Source organism: Propionicimonas sp. (assembly GCF_034927565.1).
Classification (GTDB): domain Bacteria; phylum Actinomycetota; class Actinomycetes; order Propionibacteriales; family Propionibacteriaceae; genus Propionicimonas.
In genome coordinates, this window is record NZ_JAYFPT010000008.1 from 144,400 (window position 1) to 167,965 (window position 23,566).

Below are 23,566 nucleotides of genomic sequence, written 5' to 3' on the forward strand. Positions count from 1 at the left end.
GCTCACTCCACTTTCGTCCAGGTTCCACGGCGCGCGGCAGACAGGATTGCTTCCTCCAGGACGAGCCCGCGCAGCCCGTCGGCGAAGGTCGCGTACCGGGGGCGCTCACTGGGAGTGCCCCCGGCCACGTCGATGTAGACCGCCCGGAACAGGGCGGTGAAGGCGTCCGGCAGCCCTTCGGGATGGCCGCCCGGCAGCCAGCCGGTGGCGCCCGGCGCCATCAGGGCCGGATCGCGTCCCAGCAGCTGGTTGGGCGCACCCCGATGGCCGATCCACAGCTCCTCGGGGTACTCCGACTCCCAGGCCACCGAACCTCCAGAGCCGGCGATCTCGTAGCGCAGCTGGTTCGCATGCCCCTGCGAGACCTGCGACACCGTGAACTGCCCGCGGGCGCCCGAAGCGAACCGAAGCAGCACCAGTGCCGCGTCCTCGGTGGCGATCGCCACCTCCCGGGTCTCCCCGCTGGCCGTGCTGAAGGTCTGCACCGGCCCGACCGGCTGCTGACGCACCGGGACGAAGGTGGAGAACTCGGCGAACACCTCGACGATCCGGTCGCCGGTGAGGTATTCCACCAGATCGAGCCAGTGCGAGCCGATGTCGCCGACCGCCCGGGTTTCACCGCCGAGCTCGGGCTCCAGGCGCCAGTTCCAGTCGGTTTCCAGCGCCAGCCAGTCCTGCAGGTAGTGGCCCAGCACCAGCCGGGGCGTGCCCAACTCGCCATCCGCGACCATCGACCGGGCCTGGGCCGACATCGGGTACCAGCGATTGTGGAAGCAGACCGCCGCCACCAGCCCGGACTCGGCGGCCACCGCGGTCATCTCGCGGGCCTGCTCGACGGTCATCGCCAACGGCTTCTCACAGACGACGTGCTTACCCGCCCGCAGCAGCGCCAGCGCCTGCTCGGCGTGGGCGTGGTTCGGGCTGGTGATGTGGACGACATCCACCTCGTCGTCGGCGACGAGTTCTGTCAGGTCGGCGTAGACCTGCGGGATGCCGGCGGCGGCCGCCGCCGCGGCCGTCCGCTCGGGTGACGAGCCCAGCGCCCCGACGATCTGGACTCCCAGCCGGTGCAGCGCATCCAGATGCACCCCGCCGATGAAACCCAGCCCGATCAGCGCAGCCTTCAACTCGCGCACCTGTGTCCCCATGCCGCCTCCGTCGCTGGATCGACCGTCCCGGCGGGCCGGTAGCCCTCTTGCCGCCTGTCACCGAGTGTAACTAAGTTGTATAGAGGTTTGCGACAATAGGATGGACAGCGCGACACTCACGAACGGCGGTGGAGAACATGGCTGGGGACAGGCCCGTCGGCGCCCGCTACCTGGAGATCGAGTGGTGGCTGCGGGAACGCACCCGCACTGGCACACCGGGCGCCCTGCTGCCCTCGGAGTCGGAACTGGCGGCCCAGTTCCACGTCTCCCGGATGACCGCCCGCCAGGCAGTGCAGAACCTCGCCCAGGAGGGGCTGGTCGAGCGCCGCCGGGGGTCGGGCACCTACATCGCCGAACGCCCCTTCCACCGCCACGAGGGGGTCTTCCTGTCGTTCACCGAGGACATGCGGCGGCGGGGCATGAAGGCCAGTTCGGAGTTGGTCGAGGCGGCGATGCGGCAGGCGAGCGCCGCCGACATCGAGGCCCTGCGGCTGGGAGACGACCCGCGGGTGGTGTCCATCCACCGGATCCGGATCGCGGACGGGACGCCGCTGTCGATCGAGCGGGCGGTGCTGCCGGCCAGTTGCGCTGCCGTGCTGTCCTGTGACCTCGAGTCCGGTTCGCTGCACGAGGCGCTGACCGCGATCGGACGGATCCCCACCCTCGCCCAGTCCTGGATCTCCGCCCGGATGCCCACCGCCGAGGAGCGCAAGCGGCTCAATGTCACCAGCCAGCGCGAGCCGCTGCTGGTCGACCGCCGGGTCGTGCTCGACCAGGACGGCGCCCCGATCGAGCACACCGAGAGCGCCTACCTGGCCTCCCGCTATGTGGTGGACGTCACCTTCCGCAGCCCCGACCCCGAGCACACGGCCCGGCAGCCGTAGGGCTGGCAAGGCCAGCTGACCTTGAGCGCCGTGCCGGCTCTCAGCTGCGCAGAAACCGGGCAGGAGAGGGCACCGACGTGGATAGTGTCGACAGCTGGCCGGATTCACCCGGTTTGTGCGCAGACTGGTGCTTCGACGCAGCCGTCGAACCTCCCTGGTATCAGCCCAACTCCCCTCAGTCGGCCGTGCTCCGGGCCTGTGACCACAGGGCCGCGCCGATCGCCCCCGCGGCTGGGCCGAGTTCGGCGAACCTGATCTCGATGGCCTCGGGCGCGTCCAGCGTCATCCGGCGGCGGACGGCGGCCAGCAGCGGCTGCCGCAGCGCCTCGCCGGCCAGGGCGATCCCGCCGCCGATCACGAAGGCGTCCGGGCACAGCAGCAGGTAGGCGTTGGCCATCCCGATGGCCAGGTACTCCACCTCTACCCGTAGTGCCTCCACCGCCCGGGCCTCGCCGGCGGCAGCCGCCTGGAAGACTGCCCGGACGTCCGGCTGCCCGGCCCGTCGGCACAGCGCCGCGGCCTGGGTCAGCGTCTCCAGGCAGCCCAGGTTGCCGCAGCCGCAGCGCAGCGCCCGGGGCGACAGATCGACGGTCTGGTGGCCGATCTCCCCGGCCATCCCGGTATGACCGCCGTGCAGCCGGCCGCCGACCACCACACCGCCACCGACGCCGGTGCCGAGGGTGAGGCAGACCACGGTCGTCAGGCCGCGGGCCGCGCCGACGGTGGCCTCGGCGAGGGCGAAGGCACGGGCGTCGTTGATCAGCCAGACCCCGAGACCGACGGCGTCGGCCACCGGGCCGGCCATGGCAAAACCGTCCCAGTCGCCGGCGATGTTCGGGATCACCCCGGTAGTGCCGGCGCCGGTGTTGACGGTGCCGGGCATGGTGAGCCCGACGCCGTCGAACGGCCCGGTCTCCTGGCGGTGGCGCCGGATCAGCCCGATCACCTGGTCGCGGACGCCGCCAGGTCCGGTGTCGGCCGCGGTCGGGACGGAGCCGAGATCGACGACCCGGGGCTCGGCGCCGTCCGGGGACGTCAGCGCCACGCACTTGGTGTTGGTGCCGCCGACGTCGATCCCGAGGTAGCGCCCAGGGGTCATTGCGCCCGGGCCCGGAAGTCGTCCAGGATCGCCGCGGTGGCGGTGGCGCCGCAGCGGCTGACGCCGGCGTCGATCACGTCGGCCAGGGCGTCCAGGGTCCGCACCCCACCGGCAGCCTTGACCTTCATCCGGTCAGAGACCGAGGCCTTCATCAGGCGCAGGTCCGCCAGCGTCGCCCCGGACGGCGCGAAGCCGGTGGAGGTCTTGACGTAGTCGGCGCCGGCGGCCTCGACGGCGTGGCAGGCGGCCACCTTCTGCTCGTCGGTCAGGTAGGCGTTCTCCAGGATCACCTTCACGATCGCGCCGTCGGCGGCCGCCACCACGGCGGCGATGTCTTCCTGCACCCGGTCGAGCAGCCCGCTGCGCAGCCAGCTGATGTTGAGCACCAGGTCGAGTTCGACGGCACCGTTGGCCCGGGCGTCGGTGGCCTCGAACACCTTGGTGGCGGTGGTGTGGCTGCCGTGCGGGAAGCCGATCACGGTACCCACCGCTACCGTGCTGCCGGCCAGCAGCTCAACGCACAGGGCGACATCGGCGGGACGGGCGCACACCGAGGCGACCTCGTACTCCGCGGCGATCCGGCAGCCCTCGCGGACCTCGTCCTGGGTCAACTCCGGACGCAACAGCGAGTGGTCGATCGTGCCGGCGTACCGCTGGTAGTCGTAGCCGCGGTAGGTGGTCATCAGTGTTCTCCTGACTGGTTGGGGATCTCGTGGGGGGACAGTTCCTGGCCCTCCGACACCGTCCAGCCGCCGTCGAGGGCGATCACCTGTCCGGTGAGTTGGGCGGCATCCAGGGCGAAGCAGCAGGCCGCAGCAACGTCCTCGGCGGCCAGCAGGTCGCCGGTGATCGGCTGCTTGCGGGCGGCGAAGGCGAGGATCTCGGCGTCCTCGGCGGCGCGCCGTGCCATCGGGGTGCGCACCAGGCCGGGGGCCACCGCGTTCACCCGGATGCCATCGGGGGCGTAGGCGGCAGCCAGCGTCCTGGTCATCCCGCACAGCGCGGCCTTGGTGGCGGCGTAGGCGTGGGTGGCGAAGTAGCGCGGCGACGGCGACCAGCCCAGCACCGAGGTGGTCAGCACGATCGAGCCGGGGACCCGGCCGGCGAGGAAGTGCCGCAGTGCCTCCCGGGTGGCCAGGAAGGCAGTGGTCAGGTTGAGCGCGAGGGTGGCGTCCCAGCCGGCCAGCGGGATTTCGTGCAGCGGACCGTCGCCGGCCCGGCGTCCCGAACCACCGGCCACCGCTACCAGGCCGTCCATCCCGCCCAGGGCTGTGTCGGCAGCGGCGAAGGCCTGCTCGGCCTCCGCCTCCACCCGCAGGTCGGCAGTGCAGGCCCCGGCGGCCGCCTCGCCCAGGTCGGCGGCCAGCGCCTGGGCGTTGCCGTCGGTAGCCGAGATCACGAACACCCGGCGTCCGCTGGCGGCCAGCTGCCGGGCGGTGGCCGCGGCGATCCCGGTGGCGCCGGTCACCACCACCCGTCCTGGAACGGCCATGGTCAGGCCCCGGCCGGCGGCGTCAGAACCCGTGCCAGCCGCCGGGAGTACTCGTCGTAGGCGGTGTTGAACAGCTCGTCGGAGCGTGCCGAGCCCACCACGGCGCCCGAGGTGAGGACGATCGGCGGCTGGCCGGCGGCAACCAGCAGCTCGGCCGTCCGGACCTTGATCTCGTTGACGATCTGGACGCCGGTGAGGGTGGAACCGGGCCCGACCGGGGTGTCCAGGCCGTCGAGTTTCACCATCGCGTCGCCGACGGTGGTGCCGAGGTCGATGACCAGGTCGGCGTGATCCAGCAGCTTCGTCCCCGACGAGTGCCCGGACGGGCTGGCGGTGGAGTGGGCGACGCCGGTCAGCGCGATCACCTTCAGGCCGCGGGCCTTCGCGCCGAGCGCCACCTCGATCGGGACGGCGGTGGTGCCGGAATTCGACACGATCATGAACGTGTCGGACGGGCCGAAGTTGAAGTTGCGCAGGATCACCTCGGCCAGACCCTCCTGGCGTTCGATGAACATCGCCTGACGCTGGCCGTTCGCCCCGACCACCTGGGTGTGGAAGGTCATCGACAGCTCGACGATCGGGTGAAAGCCGGGAAACGAGCCGTACCGCGGGAACATCTCCTCCACGGTCATCCGCGAGTGCCCGGTCCCGAACAGATGGACCAGCCCGCCGCTGGCGATCGAGTCCGCGCACCAGTTGGCAGCGGTTTCCAGGTGCTCCGCCTCACGCTCGAGCAGTGCTTCGAGCATCCTGAGGGCGCTGCTCGTCCAGCGGCCGATCGCCGTCATGTTAGTCCTCCATACAGCTTGACAAGTTGTCTAGATAACCATAGCCCCACGGTGGGACGGCGTCGAGAGCCGGACGGCGGGCGGACACCGCTCAGCGGCCGGCGGGGACCGCAGCCACGGCGATCCGGTGGGAGAGCGGGTGACCGGCCGGCACCGAGGGCAGCGCGCGGGCGCCCGCCAGCCCGTCGCCCTGAGCGGGGAAGGGGACGAACGCCGGCCAGCGCCGCCGCAGGGCCGCAACGCAGGCGGCCCGCACCCGGGCACCGGCCGACACCCCACCGATCAGGCAGATCAGGGGATTGGTCCGGTCCGCCTCGCCGATCCGGTCGACGGCGGTGGCTGCCGAGAAGGCCAACTCCTCCCCCGCCCGGTCACAGATCGAGCCGGCCACCGGGTCGGTGTCGGCCAGCCGGTCGGTGTCCCGGGCGAAACTGGCCACCACTCGCACGTAGTCGGGGTCGGCCTGGAGTTGGGTGGGGACCCGGTCGAGGTCGGGGAAGCGGTGCCGCACCACGTCGGTGAGCAGCGTCGCCGGACCACGTCCGTCGTGGGCGCGCAGCACTGCCTCGAGCGCCTCGCGCCCGATCCAGTGGCCGCCGCCGGTGTCACCGATCACATTCCCCCAGCCGTCCACCCGCGCCACCTCGCGCTCACCGACACCGAGGATGATCACCCCCGTCCCGGCAGCGACCGTCACACCCCGGCGGTCGCCGAGCGCTCCGAGGAAGGAGGTCACCGAGTCATGGGCCAGCAGCACCCGGGTGACACCGTACGGCTCACACAGCCGCAACAGCCGCTCCGGATCGTTGTCGGGGCGGGTGAGGCCACAGGTTCCGACGGCCACCTGGAGCGGGCCGGTGACCTGGGACGCGGCCTGCCCCACGGCGTCGGCCAACTGCGGCAGCAGACTGGCATTGGCCCGCAACCCGGGCAGCGCGAGCGGCGGACCGTCTCCGACGGAGATCTTGATCGCGGTCTGCCCGGAATCGATGGCCACCAGGAGCGGCTCGCCCGTCCCAACCACCAGGCGTCCCTCCTTCGTCGGGTCACTGCGTTGTGAGGCGGGAGGGTGGGTGCGCCGGTAGACGGGGCGCACCCACCGCTTGATCCCGCAGACTACTGCGGTCAGCCCTTCAGAGCCTCCTTGACCACCGGACCGAGGTTCGGGTCGTCAACGTAGACCTCGGCCACGTTGTCCTTGGTCACCAGGATCGGAGTGATCAGGTAACTGGGAACGACCTTGACGCCGTTGTTGTAGGTCTCAGTATCGTTCGGCTCCATCGGCTTGCCCTGCTGGGCGTCGCCGATCAACTCGATGGTCTTGGCGACCACCGCGCGAGTGTCCTTGTAGATCGTGGAGTACTGCTTGCCCTGCGCGACCCACTTCACACTCTCCACCTCGGAGTCCAGACCGGTCGCCACCGGCCAGTGGTCGCCGGTCTTGCCGGCCGACTGGGCCGCCGTCAGCGCCGCCCGGGCGAGGTTGTCGTTCGGCGACAGGATGCCGTCGAGATCCTCGTTCTGGTAGTTCGCGGCCAGGATGGCATCCATCCGGTTCTGGGCATTCTTGGCGGTCCAGCCCGGGGTCACCACCTGCTTGTACTCGGTCTGGCCGGAGAGCACCTTCAAGGTGCCGTCATCGATCTTCGGCTGCAGCACGCTCATCGCGCCGTCGAAGAAGAAGGCGGCGTTCGAGTCGTCCGGCGAGCCGGCGAGCAGCTCGACGTTGTACGGCGCGTCACCCTTGAGCTTCGCCAGGCCCTCGAGCAGCGCCTGGCCCTGCAGTTGACCGATCTTGTAGTTGTCGAAGGTGACGTAGAAGTCGACGTCGGGGCTGCCGGTGAGCAGTCGCTCGTAGGCGATCACGATGACGCCCTGGTCCTTGGCCTCCTTGAGCTGGGTGCTCAACTGGGAGCCGTCGATGGCGCCCACCGCGATCACCTTGGCGCCCTTGGTGATCATGGCCGAGATCTGGTTCTGCTGCTCGGTGACACCGCCGTTGGCGAACTGGACGATGCCGTTGTAGCCGGCCTGCTTGAGGCCGTCGGTGAACAGCCCCTCGGCAAGCACCCAGTTCTCCGAGGTCTTCTGCGGCAGCGAGACGCCGATCACGGCATCCTGGGGGAAACCGGCCGCGGGCGCCTCGGAGGCGGCGGCGGACGTACTGTCGCTTGGTGCCGGGGCGGCGTCGGTCGCCGACGGCTCGGTACGGCCGGAGCCGCAGGCGGTCAACGCCAGGGCACCGGTGACTGCGAGCACGATCGCAGCCTTGCTGAACTTCTGCATTGCTCCCTACTTTCTGTTGTGCATCCTCGCGATGCCCGAGGGACGGTGGTCATGCGTCGACCGCCTCCCATGAGTCGCCCGCGGCGAGTGTCACAGCCTGAGCCCGACCTGCCGTCCGGCTTCGTCCGATGACCTCCAAACCCGCCTCGCGCGCCCGGGCCAGTGCGCCTGTGCCGTGACCCGAACATCGCAGATGCTACAAGCGATCGGTCACACTTGTGCAAACTTCGTCGATATTGTGACCAAATCTGAATATTTCCCGGAGATGTTCTCGACCACCTGACCAAACTTGGTCCTACTTGCAGTAGTATGCAGGTACGTCATGAGGCATCAGGAGGAGCCATGCTGGCACGGGAGCGACAGGACTACATCCTGGCGAAGCTGCAGCTTCAGCCGGCGATCTCCGCGGTGCAACTGGCCGACGAGTTGGGGTGTTCCCGCTCGACCATCCAGCGCGACCTGCGCGAGCTCGATCTGCGGGGCGAGGTGCAGCGGCAGTTCGGCGGCGCGATGCGCCCGCACTCCGACACCATCATGAGCAGCCTGAACGAGAGCGCCCTGGACACCAAACTCGACCGGAACGCCACCGCCAAGCAGTTGATCGCCGTCCGTGCCCTGGAGGAGATCAACGACGGCGACCTGGTGTTCGTCGACTCGGGCAGCACTCCCCTCTACCTGTTGCCGGGGCTGACCGAGAAGCGCGTGATCGTGGTGACCAACAGCGTCGCGCTGATGACCAGGCTCACCGGCACGCCAGCCGAGGTCTACCTGCTCGGCGGCCGCTACGAGCCCCGTTACCAGATCACCTCCGGCGCGATCACCGTCCGCGAACTCCAGGACTTCCGGTTCGACATCGCCGTGATGGGCGCCAATGGCGTCGACCTCGAGTTGGGCGAGGCATTCGTCAGCGAGTACCAGGTGGGCGAGATCAAGCGGAACGCGCTGGCCCGGAGCAAGAAGGCCATTCTGCTGGTCGACGACAGCAAGTTCGAGTACACCGGCGTCTGCCGCTACGCCATGCTCGACGACTTCGACAAGGTCTTCGTCGACCGCATCCCCGAAGACCAACCCGTGCCCGACAACCTCGTCGTGTGCGCGTGACCCGGAAGGAACTCCCGTGAATGTGACCGACCCCCGCAAGCGGGCCGTCCTGGACTCGATGGCGGGTCTGATCGTCTCCTGCCAGGTGCAACCGGACGACCCGACCTACACCGACGACCTCGTGGTGAAGCTGGCTCAGGCGGCGCAGTGGGGCGGGGCCGCCGGTATCCGGGCCAACACGCCGGCCCAGATCCGGCAGATCAAAGCGGCGGTCGATCTGCCGCTGATCGGGCTGTACAAGATCTGGTCGCCCACCACCGATGTCTTCATCACCCCCACCCTCGAGGCCGCCAGACAGGTGTGGGAAGCCGGAGCGGAGGTCATCGCGCTCGACACCACCTCCCAGCTCAACGACGACGGGCGTCCGGCCTGGGAACTGTTGCCGCAGGTGAAGGCTGCCATCCCCGAGGCGATCCTGTTCGCCGACGTGTCGGACTACGACGAAGCCCGGCGCGCCGTGGAACTGGGCGCGGACATCGTCGGCCCGACACTGCGCGGCTACACGAAGGCCACCGCGCACATCGAGGAGCCCGACTACCGGGAGTTCGCCCGGATGTGCCGCGACTTCGGTTCGGACGCCTACCTGATGATGGAGGGGCACATCTACACCCCCGAGGATGCGATGAAGGCGCTCTACGTCGGCGCCCACGCGGTGGTCGTGGGAAGCGCGATCACCCGTCCACACCTGACCACCCGACGCTTCACCGACCTGATCGGGCGCTACCAGACGAACTGGCGGGACGCCGAACGGAGCAGCCACCCCAATGCCGACAGCAACCAGCCTGCATAAGCCCAGCGCCGCCGGCGCCCAGAATGTCGAGGTCAGCCGGAAGCTGCCCGCGGAGAAGACCGTCGCCGAGCAACTGGCGCTGATGGCCGAGTACACCCGGGTGCACCGGGAGTCGCTCGACCTGCCGAAGGAGCAGCGCGAGCTGAACTGCCTGCGCGTCCTCTACCCGGCCCTGTTCCGCAATCTGGAGCCCGGCGACTGGTTCGCCGGACGGCTCGACTTCCTGCCGATCGGCTTCGGCTCGGTGACCTCGGTCGGCGGGGTCGGCCACTACTGCGTCTTCGACAAGCTGGACGACTTCCGCGAGTCCCTCGATGCGGCCGGCGACCGCGCCCTGGTCGACGAGCTGTACGACTACTGGACCGCGCACGACACCAAGGCGCTGTACTGCGCGGACGTGCTGACCGAGACCACCATCGGACGATTCATCGACCCGGACTACCCATTGATGGCCACCGCCCGGCTCAGCGGGGTGATGCTCGACTACGCCACCATGCTCGACCTCGGCCCGGACGGCATGCGGCAGCGGATCACCACCCGGCTCGGCACCGACCCCGGCAACGACTTCCTCACCGCCAGCCTGGGGGCGCTCGACCTCTACGCCGCAGTCGTCGACGCCTACCTCGACAAGGTCGCGACCGCCCTGGCCGGGCCATTGCCCGACGACCGGCGCCACCGGTTGGAGACTGTTGCCGACTCGCTGCGCCACGTCCGCGACGGCCGGGCCGAGACCCTGCACCAGGCGATCCAGCAGGCCTGGCTGTTCGCGCTGCTGGCCGGCTGCATCAACTACGGCCGGCTCGACGACTACCTCGGCCCCTACCTGGTGCGCGACCTCGCCGCCGGGCGGATCACGGGTCAGGAGGCGCACGACTACCTGGTCTCGCTGTGGACCCTGATCGAGAACCGCCGGACCACGGTCAACGGCCGGATCATCGTCGGCGGCGAGGGCCGGCGCGACCCCGAGGCCGCCGACGCCTTCGCCCGGCTGGCCATCGAGGTGACCCGGGAGTGCCACTTCGTCGAACCCCAGTTCACCCTGCGGTTCACCAAACACACCCCCGCCGACATCATGGATGCCGCGCTCGACAGCATCGGCGCCGGCGCCACCTACCCCACTCTCTACAACGACGACGTCAACATCCCCGCGATGATGTACGGCATGCGGGTCGACCGCCGGGCGGCCGAGCAGTACGTCCCGTTCGGCTGCGGAGAGTTCGTCATCCAGGGCCAGAGCGTGGGCACCCCCAACGTCCTGATCAACCTGCTCAAGCTGCTCACCATCGAACTCGGCGAGGGTGTCGACCCGATGGACGGACGCTTCAAGGCCGGGCCGGTCACGCTGCGCCCGCTGGCCCGGCTGCGCACCTTCGAGGAGTTCTACGACCAGTACAAGGTGCTGCTCGACTACTACCTCGACCTCGGTGCCGACGCCCAGGCGTACAGCTATCAGGTGATGAACCGGGAAGTCTCCTTCCTGTTCGCCAGCCTGTGGATGGACGACTGCATCGCCCGCGGCCGGAGCATGCTGGACGGCGGCATCCGCTACCTCGGCGGCACCAACGAGACCTACGGCAACATCAACACCAGCGACGCGCTGTTCGCGATCAAGACCCTGGTCTACGACCAGCACCGCTACACCCTGCAGCAGGTGGCCGAGGCCGTCCGCGCCGATTTCGCCGGGTACGAAGACCTGCGCCGCGAGCTGCTGGCCTGCCCGAAGTACGGCAACGACCTCGACGAGGTCGACGAGCTGGCCAACGACCTGTACGAGTACGTCGCCCGGGGCAACCGGCAGCGCGGGCTGGCCCGGGGCATGGACTACTACCTGATCGTGATCAGCAACAACCAGACCAACACCGAGTGGGGACGCCGGACCGCCGCCTCACCCGACGGCCGGGTCGCCGGGCAGTTCATGAGCCCGGCCAACAACCCCCAGGGCGGCGCCGCCCGCAGTGGGCCGACCGCGGTGCTCAACTCGCTGACCCGGTTCGATGCCCGCTACCACGGCGGGTCGGTGCAGAACATCAAGTTCACCCCGACGATGTTCAACCGGCAGCGACCGAAGGTGAAGAGCCTGATCGAGACCTACTTCGACTCCGGCGGCTGCCAGCTGATGGTGACAGTGGTCGACCCCGGGGTGCTGGAGGACGCCAAGCTCCACCCCGAGAGGTATCCCGACCTGATCGTGCGGGTGAGCGGCTTCAGCGCGGTCTTCGTCGATCTCGACCCGGACGTCCAGGACGAGATCATCAGCCGGGAACTGCACGGCCGATGAGTCATTCCTGCAGCAGTGCCGACTGTCCCCACGAGTCCCGCGGGATGGTCTTCGACATCCAGCGGTTCAGCCTGCACGACGGGCCCGGGATCCGCACCTGCGTCTTCCTCAAGGGCTGCCCGCTGCGCTGCAGTTGGTGCTCCAACCCGGAGTCGCAAAGCCGTCAGCCGGAGCTGATGTGGAGCCGGCGCGAGCAGCGGACGATCACCGTCGGCGAGTGCCTGTCGGTGGCCGACGTGATGGCGGTCGTGCTGCGGGACCGGAAGTACTACCAGCGTTCCGGTGGCGGCCTGACCCTGACCGGCGGGGAGTTCATGCTGCAGCCGGAGTTCTCCGAGCAGCTGATCCGGGCCGCCCACGACGAGGGGCTCACGGTGGTCGGCGAGACCTCCGGCGCGGTGCAGCCGTCCACCTTCACCCGGCTGGTCGACCAGCTCGACCTGGTGATGATGGACCTCAAGCACCACGATCCGATACGCCACGTGGCCGCCACCCGGGCACAGTTGCGACTGGTGCTGGACAATGCCGCCTACCTGGCCAACAGCGCCGTCCCGCATATCTTCCGGATCCCGGTGGTGCCGGGGGTGAACGACAGCCCCGCCGACGCCGACGCGTTCGCCCGGTTGCTGGGTTCCTACGGCATCGACACCGTCGAACTGGTCGCTTTCCACCAGCTTGGCAAGGGAAAATACGCCGACCTCGACCGCGCCTACCGGTTCGCCGACGCTCGCTCGCTCACCACCGCCGACCTGGACGGGTTCCGCGCCCGCCTGGCCGAGCACGGCGTGGCGTCGACGGTGGAGGCCTGACGCGCCGGCCCGCCAGCGCCGGCGGGGCCTGTCGAAGCCTGCCGCAGCCGGGCGCGACCCGCCGTCCGTCCTCAGTCGTTGTGCCGCTCGTGGGTGGCCAGGACGCGGGCCTGCAGCGGGCCGCAGGCGGCCAGCGCGGCGATCGCCAGTCCGATCCCGGCCAGCAGGACGATGCCCATCACCGGCAGGCCGGTCCACAGTTCCAGGCCCTGACGGCTCGCGGCCTGGGCCAGCGGGAAGGACAGCACCAGTCCCAGCCCGGCGCCCAGCACGATCGCCAGTACCAGCGGTGCCAGGGTCTCCCACCAGGTCACCCGGGTCAGGAAGCGGGCGGACGCGCCCATATTCGCCAACGCCAGGGTCTGCTCGGAACGCTCCAGGATCGCCGATGCCTGCGCGATGAAGATCGACATCGCGGTCAGGGCGAAGCCGACGCCCAGGGTGATGATGGCGCCCTTGGTGAAGTCCCACTGGGCAGCGCTCGCGAAGCTCTGCTGGGTCGGGTCGTCACCGGCGTTGAGGCTGAGCGGCATCACGGCGATGTACGACCCGATCAGCGAGAGCAGCCCCAGCCCGGAAACCCGCCGCCAGGTGGTGCGGGCATCGGCCTGCACCCGCCGGGCAGCCCACATCCCGGTGGCGGACGGCAGGTGCGCCAGCGAACGTGCGATCAGCTGCAGCAGCCAGGCGGCGAACAGGTTGAACCCCTGGATCACCACGACCATGATCGCGGCGAAGACCAGCAACGGCACCACCCCGCTCCCGAAGTGAAGCACCTGGGACGCCACCGCGAACACGATCAACAGCGCGACGAAGGCGACCACCCGCCAGGCCCGCAACGCCGGCCCCACCGAACGCCGGGAGACGCCCAGTGGCGAGATCCGCACCTGGCGCAGACCCCACCAGGCCGCGACCATCCCGGTGGCGAAGGTGGCCGCGCCCACCGACAGCGCCAGCCACCACGGCAGCAGCATCTCGCCCGGCGCGACCGGCATGGCCTGCATGGTGAGGAAGCCCCAGGCCGGCAAGGTGACCAGGTAGACGACCAGCCCGACGGCGATCCCGACCACCGCCTGGATGGCGGTGTCGATCAGCGACATCCGGGTGACGTCGGCCGACGACAGCCCGACCAGTCGTAGCACCGCCAGCCGGCGGTCCCGGCCACGCGCGCCCAGGACGGCTGCCCCGGAAGCCAGCCCGACCATGCTGGAGACCAGCAGGGCACAGGCGATCATCGCGAGCATGAAGTACATCGACAACATGGTCTCGAAGCTGGGATCGGCGGCGAGCAGCTCGGCATGGAGACCGGTCGGGTTGCGCCAGCGGTTGTAGAACATCCAGGTGCCGCCCGCCACGGTGAGCGCCAGCGCGGAACTGAGCGCGAAAGCGGCCACCGAGGAGAGGTAGAGCACCCCCTCACCCTGCCGGGTGGCCAGCCGGGCGCGGGTGAGGCGCGATGCCAGCGATCCGAGCCCGGTGGCGCGGGTGGAGGTCGGCAGCGACGCGGTCACGGCGCTCACCGGACGGCCTCCGCCGCGCCAGCCAGCGGTTCCAGCCGGCGGTCGGCGTGCACCAGGCCGTCCCGGATCTCGATCAGCCGGCTGCACCAGCGCGCGACGTTCAGGTCGTGGGTGACCAGCACGAGGCTGGCGCCGGACATCGCAACCGTGGTGGTGAGCAGCTGCATCATCTCGTGGCCGGTGGCCTGGTCGAGGGCACCGCTGGGTTCGTCGGCGAACACCACGTCCGGTTCGGTGGCCAGGGCGCGAGCGATCGCGGTGCGCTGCGCCTGACCGCCGGACATGTCGCCCGGACGGCGGTTGCGCAGGTCGACCAGCCCGAGCCGCTCCAGGACGCCGTCCGCGGTGCCCAACGCCCGGCTACGGGAGGTGCCGGTGAGCATCAGTGGCAACGCCACGTTCTCCCGCGCGGACAGTTCGGGGATCAGCTGGCCGTCCTGGAAGACGAAGCCGAACCGGGTCAGCCGCAGGTGCGAGCGCTCCCGGTCCCGCAACGCCGACACCACCTGGCCGTCGAAGGTGACCGCCCCCTGATCGGGCACCAGCACGCCGGAGAGGCAGTGCAGCAGGGTGGATTTGCCCGAGCCGGACGGCCCCATGATGGCCAGGGTCTCGCCCCGGGCGATGCTCACCGAGACCCCGGCCAGTGCCTGGACCTGGCCGAAGCTCTTGGTGATGCCCTGGGTGTACAGCAGGGGCGTTGCGGCGTGTGGTTCGATCATGGCTCCATTCCAGCCTGAGGACAGCGACCCTTCCATGGTGCCCGGGCTGCTCTTGGGGTAGTGCCAGCACTACTTTCCGCTCTCGTCGGCCGGCGGCGCTCGGCGAATGCGGGCGCGCCTGTCGACCCGTGTCGTGATTCTGCGTCTCGAATGCGCAACCAGCGGCCCGCCGGGCGCCAGCGACCATCGACCTGCAGAATTGCGACACTGCCGTGCCGCGGTGGGCCTCGGCCCGGCCGGCGAGTCCGCTAGGTTCGACCAGTGAGATTTGGACGGTCCCGCAGCCCCGAGGCGGAAGCGGTGCGCGCGGTCGAGCAGCTGACCGCGTCCCGCCGGGTGATCGTGGATGCCTACGAGATCGAACGCCGGCGGATCGAACGGGACCTGCACGACGGCACCCAGCAGTACCTGGTGGCCGCGGCGATGCTGCTCGGGGAGGCACGGACCTCGCCCAGCGTGGCCGCGGACGCCGACCTGGGCGGCCTGCTCGAGCAGGCCCAGGAGGCGCTGGCCAAGGGACTGGACGCACTGCGGGCCACCGTCCGGGGGATTCATCCGCAGGTGCTGGTCGAGCAGGGGTTGGCAGCGGCCCTGACCGATGTCGCCCAGGCATCGGCGGCCCCGGTCCGGATCGTGTGCCCGCATCCGCTGCCCCGCCTGCCCGAAGGGGTGCTGGCCGCGAGCTACTTCTTCGCCTGCGAGGCGATCGCCAACGCCGCCAAACACGCTCCCGGCGCACCGGTGACAGTGCTGCTCACCACCGACTCGCACCTGCGCGTCTCGGTGATGGACACCGGACCAGGTGGTGCCCGGCTGCGGCCGGGGCACGGTCTGGCCGGCATGCGGGAAAGGTTGGCGGCCTTCGGCGGCGAGCTGAGCATCTCCAGCCCGCCGGGCGGGCCAACCCAAGTGGTCGCGGCCGTCCCGTTGCTGTTGCACCGCGGCGAACCGGGGGTGGCACTGTGAACGACCCGATCCGGCTGGTGCTGGCCGACGACGCCGCCCTGCTCCGCGAAGGCCTGGCCGGGCTGCTGCAGCGGCAGGGTTTCGCGGTGGTCGCCCAGGAAAGCCGGGCCGATGCGCTGCGGTTGACCGTCGATCGGTTGGCCGCAGCCGGTGAACTGCCGGACGTGGTGGTGACCGACGTCCGGATGCCGCCCACCATGACCACCGACGGTCTGCAGGCGGCTCTGGATCTCAAGGCCGCCCATCCCGCACTCGGGGTGCTGGTGCTGAGCCAGTACGTGGCGGCGGTGTACGCCCAGCAACTGTTCTCCCTGCCCGCGACCGGCGGAGGCACCGGCTACCTGCTGAAGGACCGGGTGGCTGAGGTGGCCGACTTCATCGGCTCGCTGCGGGTGGTGGCCGCCGGTGGCGTGGTGATCGACCCCGAGGTCGCCCGCGCGATGATGCGGACGAACCGCTCCGGGCTCGGCGACCTCACCCAGCGGGAGTTCGAGGTGCTGGAACTGATGGCCCGCGGCCTGTCGAACGCGCAGATCGCCGACGAACTGGTGCTCTCCGGGGCGGCGGTGGCCAAGCACGTGTCGAACATCTTCGCCAAGCTGCGGCTGGATCCCAGCGAGGAGAACCGCCGGGTGCGGGCAATTCTGGCCTTCCTGGCCGACACCGGCACGCCCGGGCTGGTGTAGACCCGCGACGCCTGCGCGAGCTCGGGCATGCGCGGGCATGAGGTTTTCGTCGTACCACCAAGCGGCGACGCCTGCGCGAGCTCGGGCATGCACTGCCCCGAGCCGGGCGCGGTGGCCCCGACCTGCCGGATTGACCGGAGAGAAGCCCGGGCATCGGGCAGACTGCCCTCATCATCCCGGCACGGCCCGGGACATGCGCACAGGAGGCGACCGTGAGGTTCGGGATCATTGGCACCGGGTTCATCAGCGACTGGTTCGTGGACGCCTGCCGGGTGGCCGGCGGCACCCCGGTGGCGATCTGCTCCCGGGACGCCGACCGCGGACGGGAGTTCGCCACCCGGCATGGCCTCGGCCAGGTGGTGACCACCCCGGAGGCACTCGCCGGGCTGGACGAGGTCGAGGCGATCTACCTCGCCAGCCCGATCGCTTCCCACCACGACCAGGCGGTGATCGCGCTGAGTGCCGGCAAGCACGTCCTGGGCGAGAAGACCCTCACCACCTCGCCGGACCGGGCCCGCGCACTGTTCGACCTCGCGGCACGGCAGCAGCGGGTGCTGCTGGAGGCCATCCGTCCCACCCACGACCCGGCCTACCGCCCGATCCGCGAGGCGGTCGGACGGCTCGGCACGCTGCGGCACGCCCACTTCGAGAAGTGCCAGTACTCCTCGCGCTACCCGGGCTTCCTGCGCGGTGAGCGTCCTAACGCCCTCGACCCGGCCAGCGGCAACTCGGCGCTGCGCGACCTCGGGGTCTACTGCCTGCATCCCGCGCTGGAGCTGTTCGGGTCGCCATCACGGTTCACCGGTACCACCTACCGGCTGGAGAACGGCTTCGAAGCGGGCGGGACCACCGTCCTTGACTACGGCACCTTCAGCGTGACCTGCGCCTACTCGAAGGTCGCCCGCTCGGTGGCGCCGAGCGTGATCGAGGGCGAGGCCGGCTCGCTCACCATCGACTCGCTGGCCGAACCGGCCGACGTCCGCCTGATCGGGCTGGACGGCAGCGTCGAGCCGGTGCTCTCCGGCCCGCCGAGGCAGCCCGCCGAGAGCCTCCGCTACGAGATCGAGGAGTTCCTCCGGCTGTGCGCCGCCGGAGAGGTCGACCACCCCTACCGCACCAACTCCCTGATCGCCGAGCAGATCATCACCGGCGTCAGCCTCTCCGCCACCCCGACCTGGCAGGCCCTCCGCTGACTCGGCCTGCGCAGAAACCGGGCAGTAGAGGCCACTCGCGTGGATAGTGCACGCGAGTGGCCTGATTCACCCGGTTTGTGCGGACGCCACCCGGCTGGCTCAGGTCGAAACCCAATCTGAGCCAGGACGAAGGGGCGGCGGCACCCAACCGGAACCGGTGCCGCGGGGTAGATTCAAGTGTGGAGCAGTCGGGGGATCGTGCCGGGGCGCCCTCCCGGGAAGCCCACCCGGCCGGCCAGTCTGAACCGGACCTGCGGTCACCGGAGGGGTTCACCGCCTGGCTGGCGCCGCACTGGACAGCGATGGCATCGTTGGCTGCCCGCTCCCCGAACGACGCCGACGACATCCTGCAGGACGCTCTGGCGGCGGCCTGGCGCAAGCGCGATCAGTTCGATCCTGCCCGGGGGACGGCCCGCAACTGGCTGCTTGCCATCACCGCCGACCAGCGCTGGAAGGCCGGACGAGCTGCCGCCCGGTTGTTCTCCCACCGGACGACGGCCCCACCGGACTGGGTCACCGCCGAACCGGTCGATCCCCGGGGCGTCCGGCTGGACGTCGAGCGGGCGATCCGCCGGCTCCCGTCCCGGCAGCGGCTGGCGGTCGACCTGTACTACTTCCTGGGGCTGGGCGTGGCCGACGTGGCGGACGTGATGCGCTGCTCGCCGGGCACCGTGAAGTCGACCCTGGCCGATGCCCGCACCCGTCTGCGCGGCTTGCTCGGAGAGGACTACCAGTGAACGATATCGACGAGTTGCTGCAACAGACCGGCGACACCTGGCGCACCCGCGGCGTCCCGGCGCTCGACCTGGACGCCGCGTTGGCCCGGGGACGCCGCCGGCTCCGTGCGACCACCACCGTATTTGCCGCCGTGGCGGTGCTGGTGGGTGCCGGCGTCGTCTGGCAGGTGTGGCCGAGCGGCGGCCTGCCCGCCGTCCCCTCCCCCACCACAGCGACGCTGGCCCCGTTGCAGAGCCCCACCCCGGCACCAACCCGGACGCCGTCTGCTTCGGACGAACTCGTCCAGCTCACCCGGATCGCCCGGGACAACGCCACGTCACTGGGGCGCGGCCAGCAACCGGTGACCGCCGAAGCCGTGCTGACCACGCGCGGCCGGGCCGAGGCTGCGCTGGACAGTCAGAGTCAGCCGTCCGAAGCTGGTCAGGCGGTCTGGTTGCTGCAGTTGCGGGGGTTGTTCGTCTGCGACAGCTGCTCCCGTCCGGCGGGTGCTGAGGCGCCGGTCGGGTCGGCCGTCCAGCTGGTGCTGGACGCCACCAGCTTCGAGGGCAGTACGTTCGGGCTGACCCGCGAGGCGGTGGACCTGGTGTCCCTGGGCACAGTGGTGGCCCTCGACCTGGGCGACCTGCTCCTGGAGCCGCTGCCCACTCCCGATCCGGAGACCACCGCGCTCGCCGACACCGTCCGGCAGCTGCTGCAGCAGGTGACACACGACGACGACGCGCTGCTGTCCGGGAGCGCCGTGCCGACCACGCTCGGGGCCGCCCAGCGCGCCCTGTTCGGGCACACGCCGTATCCGGCTTCGGACACCGCCGTCTGGTTCGTCGAGTTGCAGGGGACGTTCTCCTGCCGCGACTGCACCCTGCGCGAGGATGTCAGCAAGGCCACCGGGAACGTGCTGACCCTGGTGATCGACCAGGTGACCGGCGAGCCACTGCTGCGGACGATCTCCAACCAGAGGGTCGATCTCCTCGACCTCGACGGCGCCGAAGCCCGGCAGCTCACCCCGCAGGACCTGAGCACCGGCCCGGACTGGCAACCCGCCTTCGCCCGCTACCCACGCAGCACTCCGCTGGGCGAGGGTGACGCCGCCGCGCTGGACGGGAGGCTGCTGCGCCTGGGCCGCTGCCTGGTGGTCGAGGCTGACGACGGTTCGGTGGTGGTGCCTGTCATGCCCCACCCGGACGCCAGCTGGTCATCGCTGGACCACACCCTCACCATCGGCACGACCGTGCTGCGTCCGGGCGACCGGGTGAGCTGGGGTGGCGCCGTCCTCGACACCCTACCGGCGGACGCCACCGTCCCCGACCAGTGCCATGGGCTGGGAGGTGAGTACTTCCTGGTGCACATGGTCTGAAGCACCCTGCCGCAAGGGCCGGTCGACCTCCCACACCGGCCGGACGCAGCACGGCGTGGGCAGCCTCCCCCAGGGAACTGCCGGCCAGCCAGTTCGCCGCAGCCGTTGACTGGGCCGGGACCAGCGAGGACGCTGGCTGCACTGCATCCCGGGAGGTCACCATGCCCCAAGCCCCTGCCGATCCGACCCCACCGACGCTGGCGGAATGCTCGCTGGTGATGAAGGGCGGGATCACCTCCGGAGTGGTCTACCCACAGGCCGTCACCGAACTGGCCGTCCGCTACCGGTTCCGGCGGATCGGCGGCTCCTCGGCCGGTGCCATCGCCGCCGTCCTCGCCGCGGCGGCCGAGTACCATCGCGGCCAGACCGGGACGATGCCCGACCCGAGCCTCCCAGGCACAGACCCAGCCACGGGCCAACCGTCGGCGAAGCTCACCGCACCAGCCCCTGCACCGCCGGTGGCATCCCCCGCCGCACCGCCGCCAGCGGCCTCGTCACCGTCAGCCCCGCGCAGGCAGGGGCCCCCATTGCCGGCAGACGCCTGGGATCCGGACGCGGTCGGCTTCGAACGGCTGCGCCGGTTGCCCTCCCTGCTGCAGACCCAGCTGCCGCTGCTGTTCGCCCCACCGCCATCGACGACCGGCGTCTTCGACTTCCTCACCACCTGGATCGAGCCGGACTGGTCTCCGGCCAGGCGAATCCTGGTCTCCCTGGGACGCCTGGTGCGCTGGGGCTGGCTGCCGTTCACCGTGGTCACTCTCGGGCTGCTCGTCCCAGCGTTCCTGTCCGCCACCGCGCTCGTCCAGGGACTGCGCCCGCAGACCTGGTGGCCGGTCGCCGGCGCTACCGCGCTGTGGCTGCCGCTGGCGGTGGCCGGCGGGCTGCTGGCCGCCGCCCTGGTGCTGGGACGGGGCGCCTGGCGCGCGATCAACCACAACGGGCTGGGCATGGTCAACGGCCACCTGGACGACAACTCGGACGCACTCACCGACTGGCTGGCCCGGGAGATCAACCTGACCGCCGGCCGGAAACCGTCCGATCCACCGCTCACCTTCGGCGACCTGTGGGGGCCGAGGGCCACTGCCGAGTTCCGCCAGACGTTCACCCGCGGCACTGGCGGTCAGGCGCGGTTCGAGCACCGGGTCCCGTCCATCGCGTGGACCGGGCTCGACCCCGACCTCGACCTGCGCGTGATGACCACCTGCCTGACCCACCGGCTGCCCTACAGCTTCCCGTTCTCCGCCGACACCTACCTGTTCTGCCCGCGCTGCCTGGCCGGCTACTTCCCGTCCGGGGTCAGCCGGGCGCTGGTCGAGCACTCCCGGGATGCGGTTGACGCCGGGGACGACTGGACGCCGCCGCGCTGTCCCAGCCACGACGCCGAACTGCGCCGGTTGCCGTTCGCGCCCGACATTCCGGTCGTGGTGGCAGCGCGGCTCAGCCTGAGTTTCCCGGTGCTGATCAGCGCCGTACCGCTGTACTACCTCGACTTCTTCCAGCGTCGCGAGGACGAACGGACGGTGCCGGTGGTGACTGCCTGGTTCTCCGACGGCGGGATCACCAGCAACTTCCCGATGCAGTTCTTCGACGCCTGGCTGCCGAACCGCCCCACCTTCGGGATCAACCTGGACAGCTTCGAGGCCGGCTACGACGACCAGGCCGTCACCCTGCCTGCCGCCACCAAGCGGGCCCGGCTCACCGAGACCCCGATCCACAGCGCCTGGGGTCTGCTGCGCTCAATGGTCACCACCATGCAGGACTGGCCCGATCGGGTGCAGATGGACTCCCCCGGCTTCAAGGACCGGATCGCTACCGTCCGCACCGCCGCCGATGAGGGCGGGCTCCACCTGGCCATGACACCGGAGGTGATCGCGCGGCTGAGCGCCAAGGGCGCCCTGGCCGGTGCGAAACTCCGTGACGACTTCGACTTCGAGCTGCACCGCTGGCTGCGCTTCCGGATCGCCATGAACGGGCTCAGCGTGGCGCTCGCCCGGTTCTCCGACAACCTGCCCGACTTCGAGGCGAACCTGCCCGAACCGTGGGTCCGTCCGACCTATCAGTTCCGGGCCAGCCGGGAGGCCCGGGTGCGCCAGGACGCGCGCGACCTGGCAGCCCTGGCCGACGCCTGGGAGGCGGACGGCTGGCCTGCCAACCGCGACCAACCGCCCCGTCCCGAGCCGATGCTGAAGTTCGGCCCCGCCGACCGCTGACCCCCACCCCGGGCCAGGGGACGGTTCTGTGGCCCACAGCTACCTCACGGCAGACCATCAGCCTCCCGACGGCGCACAGCAGGGTTGGGCACAGCCTGCACGCCGAGGGTGGAGCCATCGCTCAGCAAGGAGTTTCCGATGGCCTTCCCATTCGCCCGTACCGCGGCCGCGCTGCTGGCCGCACCCGTGCTCGCCCTCTCCTTCGCCCTCCCGGCCAGTGCCAGCGCCATCGCGGTGCGCTCCCGTCCGCCGGTCGGCGACTGGCACCTCTCCCCCTCGACCGGCCAGACCACCGACCAGGCCGCGACGCTGGCCTCAACCGCCCAGTCCACCGGGGTCGTCCTGATCGACACCACTATCGACTACGGCATCGGCGCTGCCGCTGGCACCGGCCTGGTGCTCAGTTCGGACGGCATCGTGGTCACCAACCACCACGTCGTCGAGGGCAGCACCCAGGTCGAGGTGACCGACCCGGCCACCGACACCAACTACACCGCCGACGTGGTGGGCTACGACCCCCTGACCGACGTCGCCGTCCTGAAACTCGAGGACGCCAGCAACCTGGCGACCGTCACCACTGACACCTCCGCCATCGCCGAGGGCGACGACGTCACCGCCGTCGGCAACTCCAACGGCGGCGGCGTGCTGACCGCCTCCGCCGGTGAGGTCACCGACACCAGCAGTGACATCACTGTCTCGGCCGACGACGGCAGCACCGAGCACCTGACCGACCTGATCGAGGTCGACGCCACCGTCGTCCCCGGCGACTCCGGCGGCGCCCTGCTGGACTCCGACGGCGAGGTGGTCGGCATGAACGTGGCAGCCGATTCCAGCGGAACCACCGGCTACGCCATCGGTATCCAGACCGTCCTGACCCTGGCCGACCAGATCCTGGACGGCGACGCCTCCGGGACGGTCACCCTGGGCTACGGTCCCGCGCTGGGGCTGCAGTTGAGCGCCCACGGATCGGAGCTGCTGGTGGTCGGCGTGGTGGACGGCAGCGCCGCCGACCAGGCCGGGGTCACCCCCGGTTCGGTGCTGACCCAGTTCAACGGCAAGCAGCTGTCGAGCTACTCGGCCCTGACCACGGCGATGTCGAAGCTCTCCCCCGGCGACACCGCAACGATCGGCTGGACCGACCAGACCGGCGCCACCCAGACCGCCACCGTGACCCTCGGTCGCGCCCCCCTGGCCTGAGGTGGCCGCCCTGACGACACCGCCGGGAGCCCCGACCGGCATCGGACGAGCCCCACTCTCTTCTCGCCCGGCAGACCTCTCCCGACTACGAGGATCCACCCGGCCCGGCTTGGGGTGCCTCAGAACTCGGGCCAGTGCCGCTCCAGCCCGGTGAGGATGAACTCGACCTTGGTGTCCATCACCGTCCGGCCCGTCCAGGACTCCTCCGGGCGGTAGAACGCAGTGGGGTCCCCGACCGCGTCGCGGAGGGTGTCGAATCCGCTCCGGCCGGTCTCGTCCACCGCGCGCATGGACTCCACCCCGAG

At 70.4% G+C, this 23,566-nt stretch carries 22 protein-coding genes; 12 read left to right on the top strand and 10 right to left on the bottom strand.

The annotated features are described in order from the left end of the window. Positions 1-2: 2 nt before the first annotated feature. Entirely contained in the window at positions 3-1,148 is a 1,146-nt protein-coding gene (locus tag VB080_RS02650; protein ID WP_323416869.1) for a Gfo/Idh/MocA family oxidoreductase, read from the bottom strand. Between the two features lie 137 nt (positions 1,149-1,285). Here VB080_RS02650 and VB080_RS02655 point away from each other — a divergent pair, with 137 nt between their 5' ends. Next, complete coding sequence (locus VB080_RS02655) at positions 1,286-2,032, top strand: GntR family transcriptional regulator (RefSeq protein ID WP_323416870.1); 747 nt, start codon at positions 1,286-1,288, stop codon at positions 2,030-2,032. A 175-nt stretch (positions 2,033-2,207) separates the two neighbouring features. Here the strand turns inward: VB080_RS02655 and VB080_RS02660 are convergent, their stop codons facing one another. The 6 genes from VB080_RS02660 to VB080_RS02685 all read right to left on the bottom strand — a co-directional run bounded on the left by VB080_RS02660 (position 2,208) and on the right by VB080_RS02685 (position 7,697). Further along, positions 2,208-3,131, bottom strand: a complete 924-nt coding sequence (locus VB080_RS02660; protein ID WP_323416871.1) for an ROK family protein — start codon at positions 3,129-3,131, stop codon at positions 2,208-2,210. Next, on the bottom strand, positions 3,128-3,814 hold the full coding sequence (gene deoC / locus VB080_RS02665; protein WP_323416872.1) for a deoxyribose-phosphate aldolase: 687 nt from the start codon (positions 3,812-3,814) through the stop codon (positions 3,128-3,130). Before deoC ends, VB080_RS02660 begins: the two co-directional genes overlap by 4 nt. Further along, positions 3,814-4,623: an SDR family NAD(P)-dependent oxidoreductase gene (locus tag VB080_RS02670; RefSeq protein WP_323416873.1), complete on the bottom strand. Its 810-nt coding sequence runs from the start codon at positions 4,621-4,623 to the stop codon at positions 3,814-3,816. The genes deoC and VB080_RS02670 overlap by 1 nt, the downstream gene beginning before the upstream one ends. 2 nt (positions 4,624-4,625) lie before the next feature. Then, the gene (locus tag VB080_RS02675) at positions 4,626-5,411 is read right to left on the bottom strand and encodes an SIS domain-containing protein (RefSeq protein ID WP_323416874.1); all 786 of its coding nucleotides are present in this window, start codon (positions 5,409-5,411) and stop codon (positions 4,626-4,628) included. A gap of 91 nt (positions 5,412-5,502) precedes the next feature. After that, positions 5,503-6,435, bottom strand: coding sequence for an N-acetylglucosamine kinase (locus VB080_RS02680; protein ID WP_323416875.1), 933 nt, complete (start codon positions 6,433-6,435; stop codon positions 5,503-5,505). Between the two features lie 101 nt (positions 6,436-6,536). Next, positions 6,537-7,697: a sugar-binding protein gene (locus VB080_RS02685; RefSeq protein ID WP_323416876.1), complete on the bottom strand. Its 1,161-nt coding sequence runs from the start codon at positions 7,695-7,697 to the stop codon at positions 6,537-6,539. A 342-nt stretch (positions 7,698-8,039) separates the two neighbouring features. Between VB080_RS02685 and VB080_RS02690 the strand changes: the two genes are divergently transcribed. From VB080_RS02690 to VB080_RS02705, 4 genes are read left to right on the top strand one after another with little or no spacing between them, the layout of a single operon-like run. Then, on the top strand, positions 8,040-8,798 hold the full coding sequence (locus tag VB080_RS02690; protein WP_323416877.1) for a DeoR/GlpR family DNA-binding transcription regulator: 759 nt from the start codon (positions 8,040-8,042) through the stop codon (positions 8,796-8,798). Positions 8,799-8,814: 16 nt separating this feature from the next. Beyond that, complete coding sequence (locus VB080_RS02695; RefSeq protein ID WP_323416878.1) at positions 8,815-9,588, top strand: putative N-acetylmannosamine-6-phosphate 2-epimerase; 774 nt, start codon at positions 8,815-8,817, stop codon at positions 9,586-9,588. Next, positions 9,563-11,866 carry a pyruvate formate lyase family protein gene (locus tag VB080_RS02700; protein WP_323416879.1) on the top strand — a complete coding sequence of 768 codons (2,304 nt, stop codon included), beginning with the start codon at positions 9,563-9,565 and terminating at the stop codon, positions 11,864-11,866. The genes VB080_RS02695 and VB080_RS02700 overlap by 26 nt, the downstream gene beginning before the upstream one ends. Beyond that, positions 11,863-12,675 carry a radical SAM protein gene (locus VB080_RS02705; RefSeq protein WP_323416880.1) on the top strand — a complete coding sequence of 271 codons (813 nt, stop codon included), beginning with the start codon at positions 11,863-11,865 and terminating at the stop codon, positions 12,673-12,675. The genes VB080_RS02700 and VB080_RS02705 overlap by 4 nt, the downstream gene beginning before the upstream one ends. A 71-nt stretch (positions 12,676-12,746) precedes the next feature. Here VB080_RS02705 and VB080_RS02710 read toward each other — a convergent pair whose 3' ends face one another. After that, the gene (locus VB080_RS02710) at positions 12,747-14,195 is read right to left on the bottom strand and encodes an FtsX-like permease family protein (RefSeq protein WP_323416881.1); all 1,449 of its coding nucleotides are present in this window, start codon (positions 14,193-14,195) and stop codon (positions 12,747-12,749) included. Next, the gene (locus VB080_RS02715; protein ID WP_323416882.1) at positions 14,192-14,917 is read right to left on the bottom strand and encodes an ABC transporter ATP-binding protein; all 726 of its coding nucleotides are present in this window, start codon (positions 14,915-14,917) and stop codon (positions 14,192-14,194) included. Before VB080_RS02715 ends, VB080_RS02710 begins: the two co-directional genes overlap by 4 nt. Positions 14,918-15,178: 261 nt before the next feature. Between VB080_RS02715 and VB080_RS02720 the strand changes: the two genes are divergently transcribed. The 7 genes from VB080_RS02720 (at position 15,179) to VB080_RS02750 (ending at position 23,261) form a co-directional block, all read left to right on the top strand. Continuing rightward, complete coding sequence (locus VB080_RS02720) at positions 15,179-15,883, top strand: sensor histidine kinase (RefSeq protein WP_323416883.1); 705 nt, start codon at positions 15,179-15,181, stop codon at positions 15,881-15,883. Continuing rightward, positions 15,880-16,569 (top strand): response regulator transcription factor, encoded by a 690-nt coding sequence (locus VB080_RS02725; protein ID WP_416339587.1) that lies wholly within the window; start codon positions 15,880-15,882, stop codon positions 16,567-16,569. The genes VB080_RS02720 and VB080_RS02725 overlap by 4 nt, the downstream gene beginning before the upstream one ends. A 212-nt stretch (positions 16,570-16,781) precedes the next feature. Then, a complete protein-coding gene (locus tag VB080_RS02730) occupies positions 16,782-17,762 on the top strand; it encodes a Gfo/Idh/MocA family oxidoreductase (RefSeq protein WP_323416884.1) in 981 nt (326 codons plus the stop codon). 302 nt (positions 17,763-18,064) lie between these two features. Beyond that, positions 18,065-18,499, top strand: a complete 435-nt coding sequence (locus VB080_RS02735; RefSeq protein WP_323416885.1) for an RNA polymerase sigma factor — start codon at positions 18,065-18,067, stop codon at positions 18,497-18,499. Then, complete coding sequence (locus tag VB080_RS02740; protein ID WP_323416886.1) at positions 18,496-19,854, top strand: hypothetical protein; 1,359 nt, start codon at positions 18,496-18,498, stop codon at positions 19,852-19,854. The genes VB080_RS02735 and VB080_RS02740 overlap by 4 nt, the downstream gene beginning before the upstream one ends. Positions 19,855-20,015: 161 nt before the next feature. Next, complete coding sequence (locus VB080_RS02745; RefSeq protein WP_323416887.1) at positions 20,016-22,064, top strand: patatin-like phospholipase family protein; 2,049 nt, start codon at positions 20,016-20,018, stop codon at positions 22,062-22,064. 138 nt (positions 22,065-22,202) lie between these two features. Continuing rightward, complete coding sequence (locus VB080_RS02750; RefSeq protein WP_323416888.1) at positions 22,203-23,261, top strand: S1C family serine protease; 1,059 nt, start codon at positions 22,203-22,205, stop codon at positions 23,259-23,261. Between the two features lie 119 nt (positions 23,262-23,380). Here VB080_RS02750 and VB080_RS02755 read toward each other — a convergent pair. Beyond that, the coding region (locus VB080_RS02755) for a hypothetical protein (RefSeq protein ID WP_323416889.1) at positions 23,381-23,566 on the bottom strand (186 nt) is incomplete at its 5' end.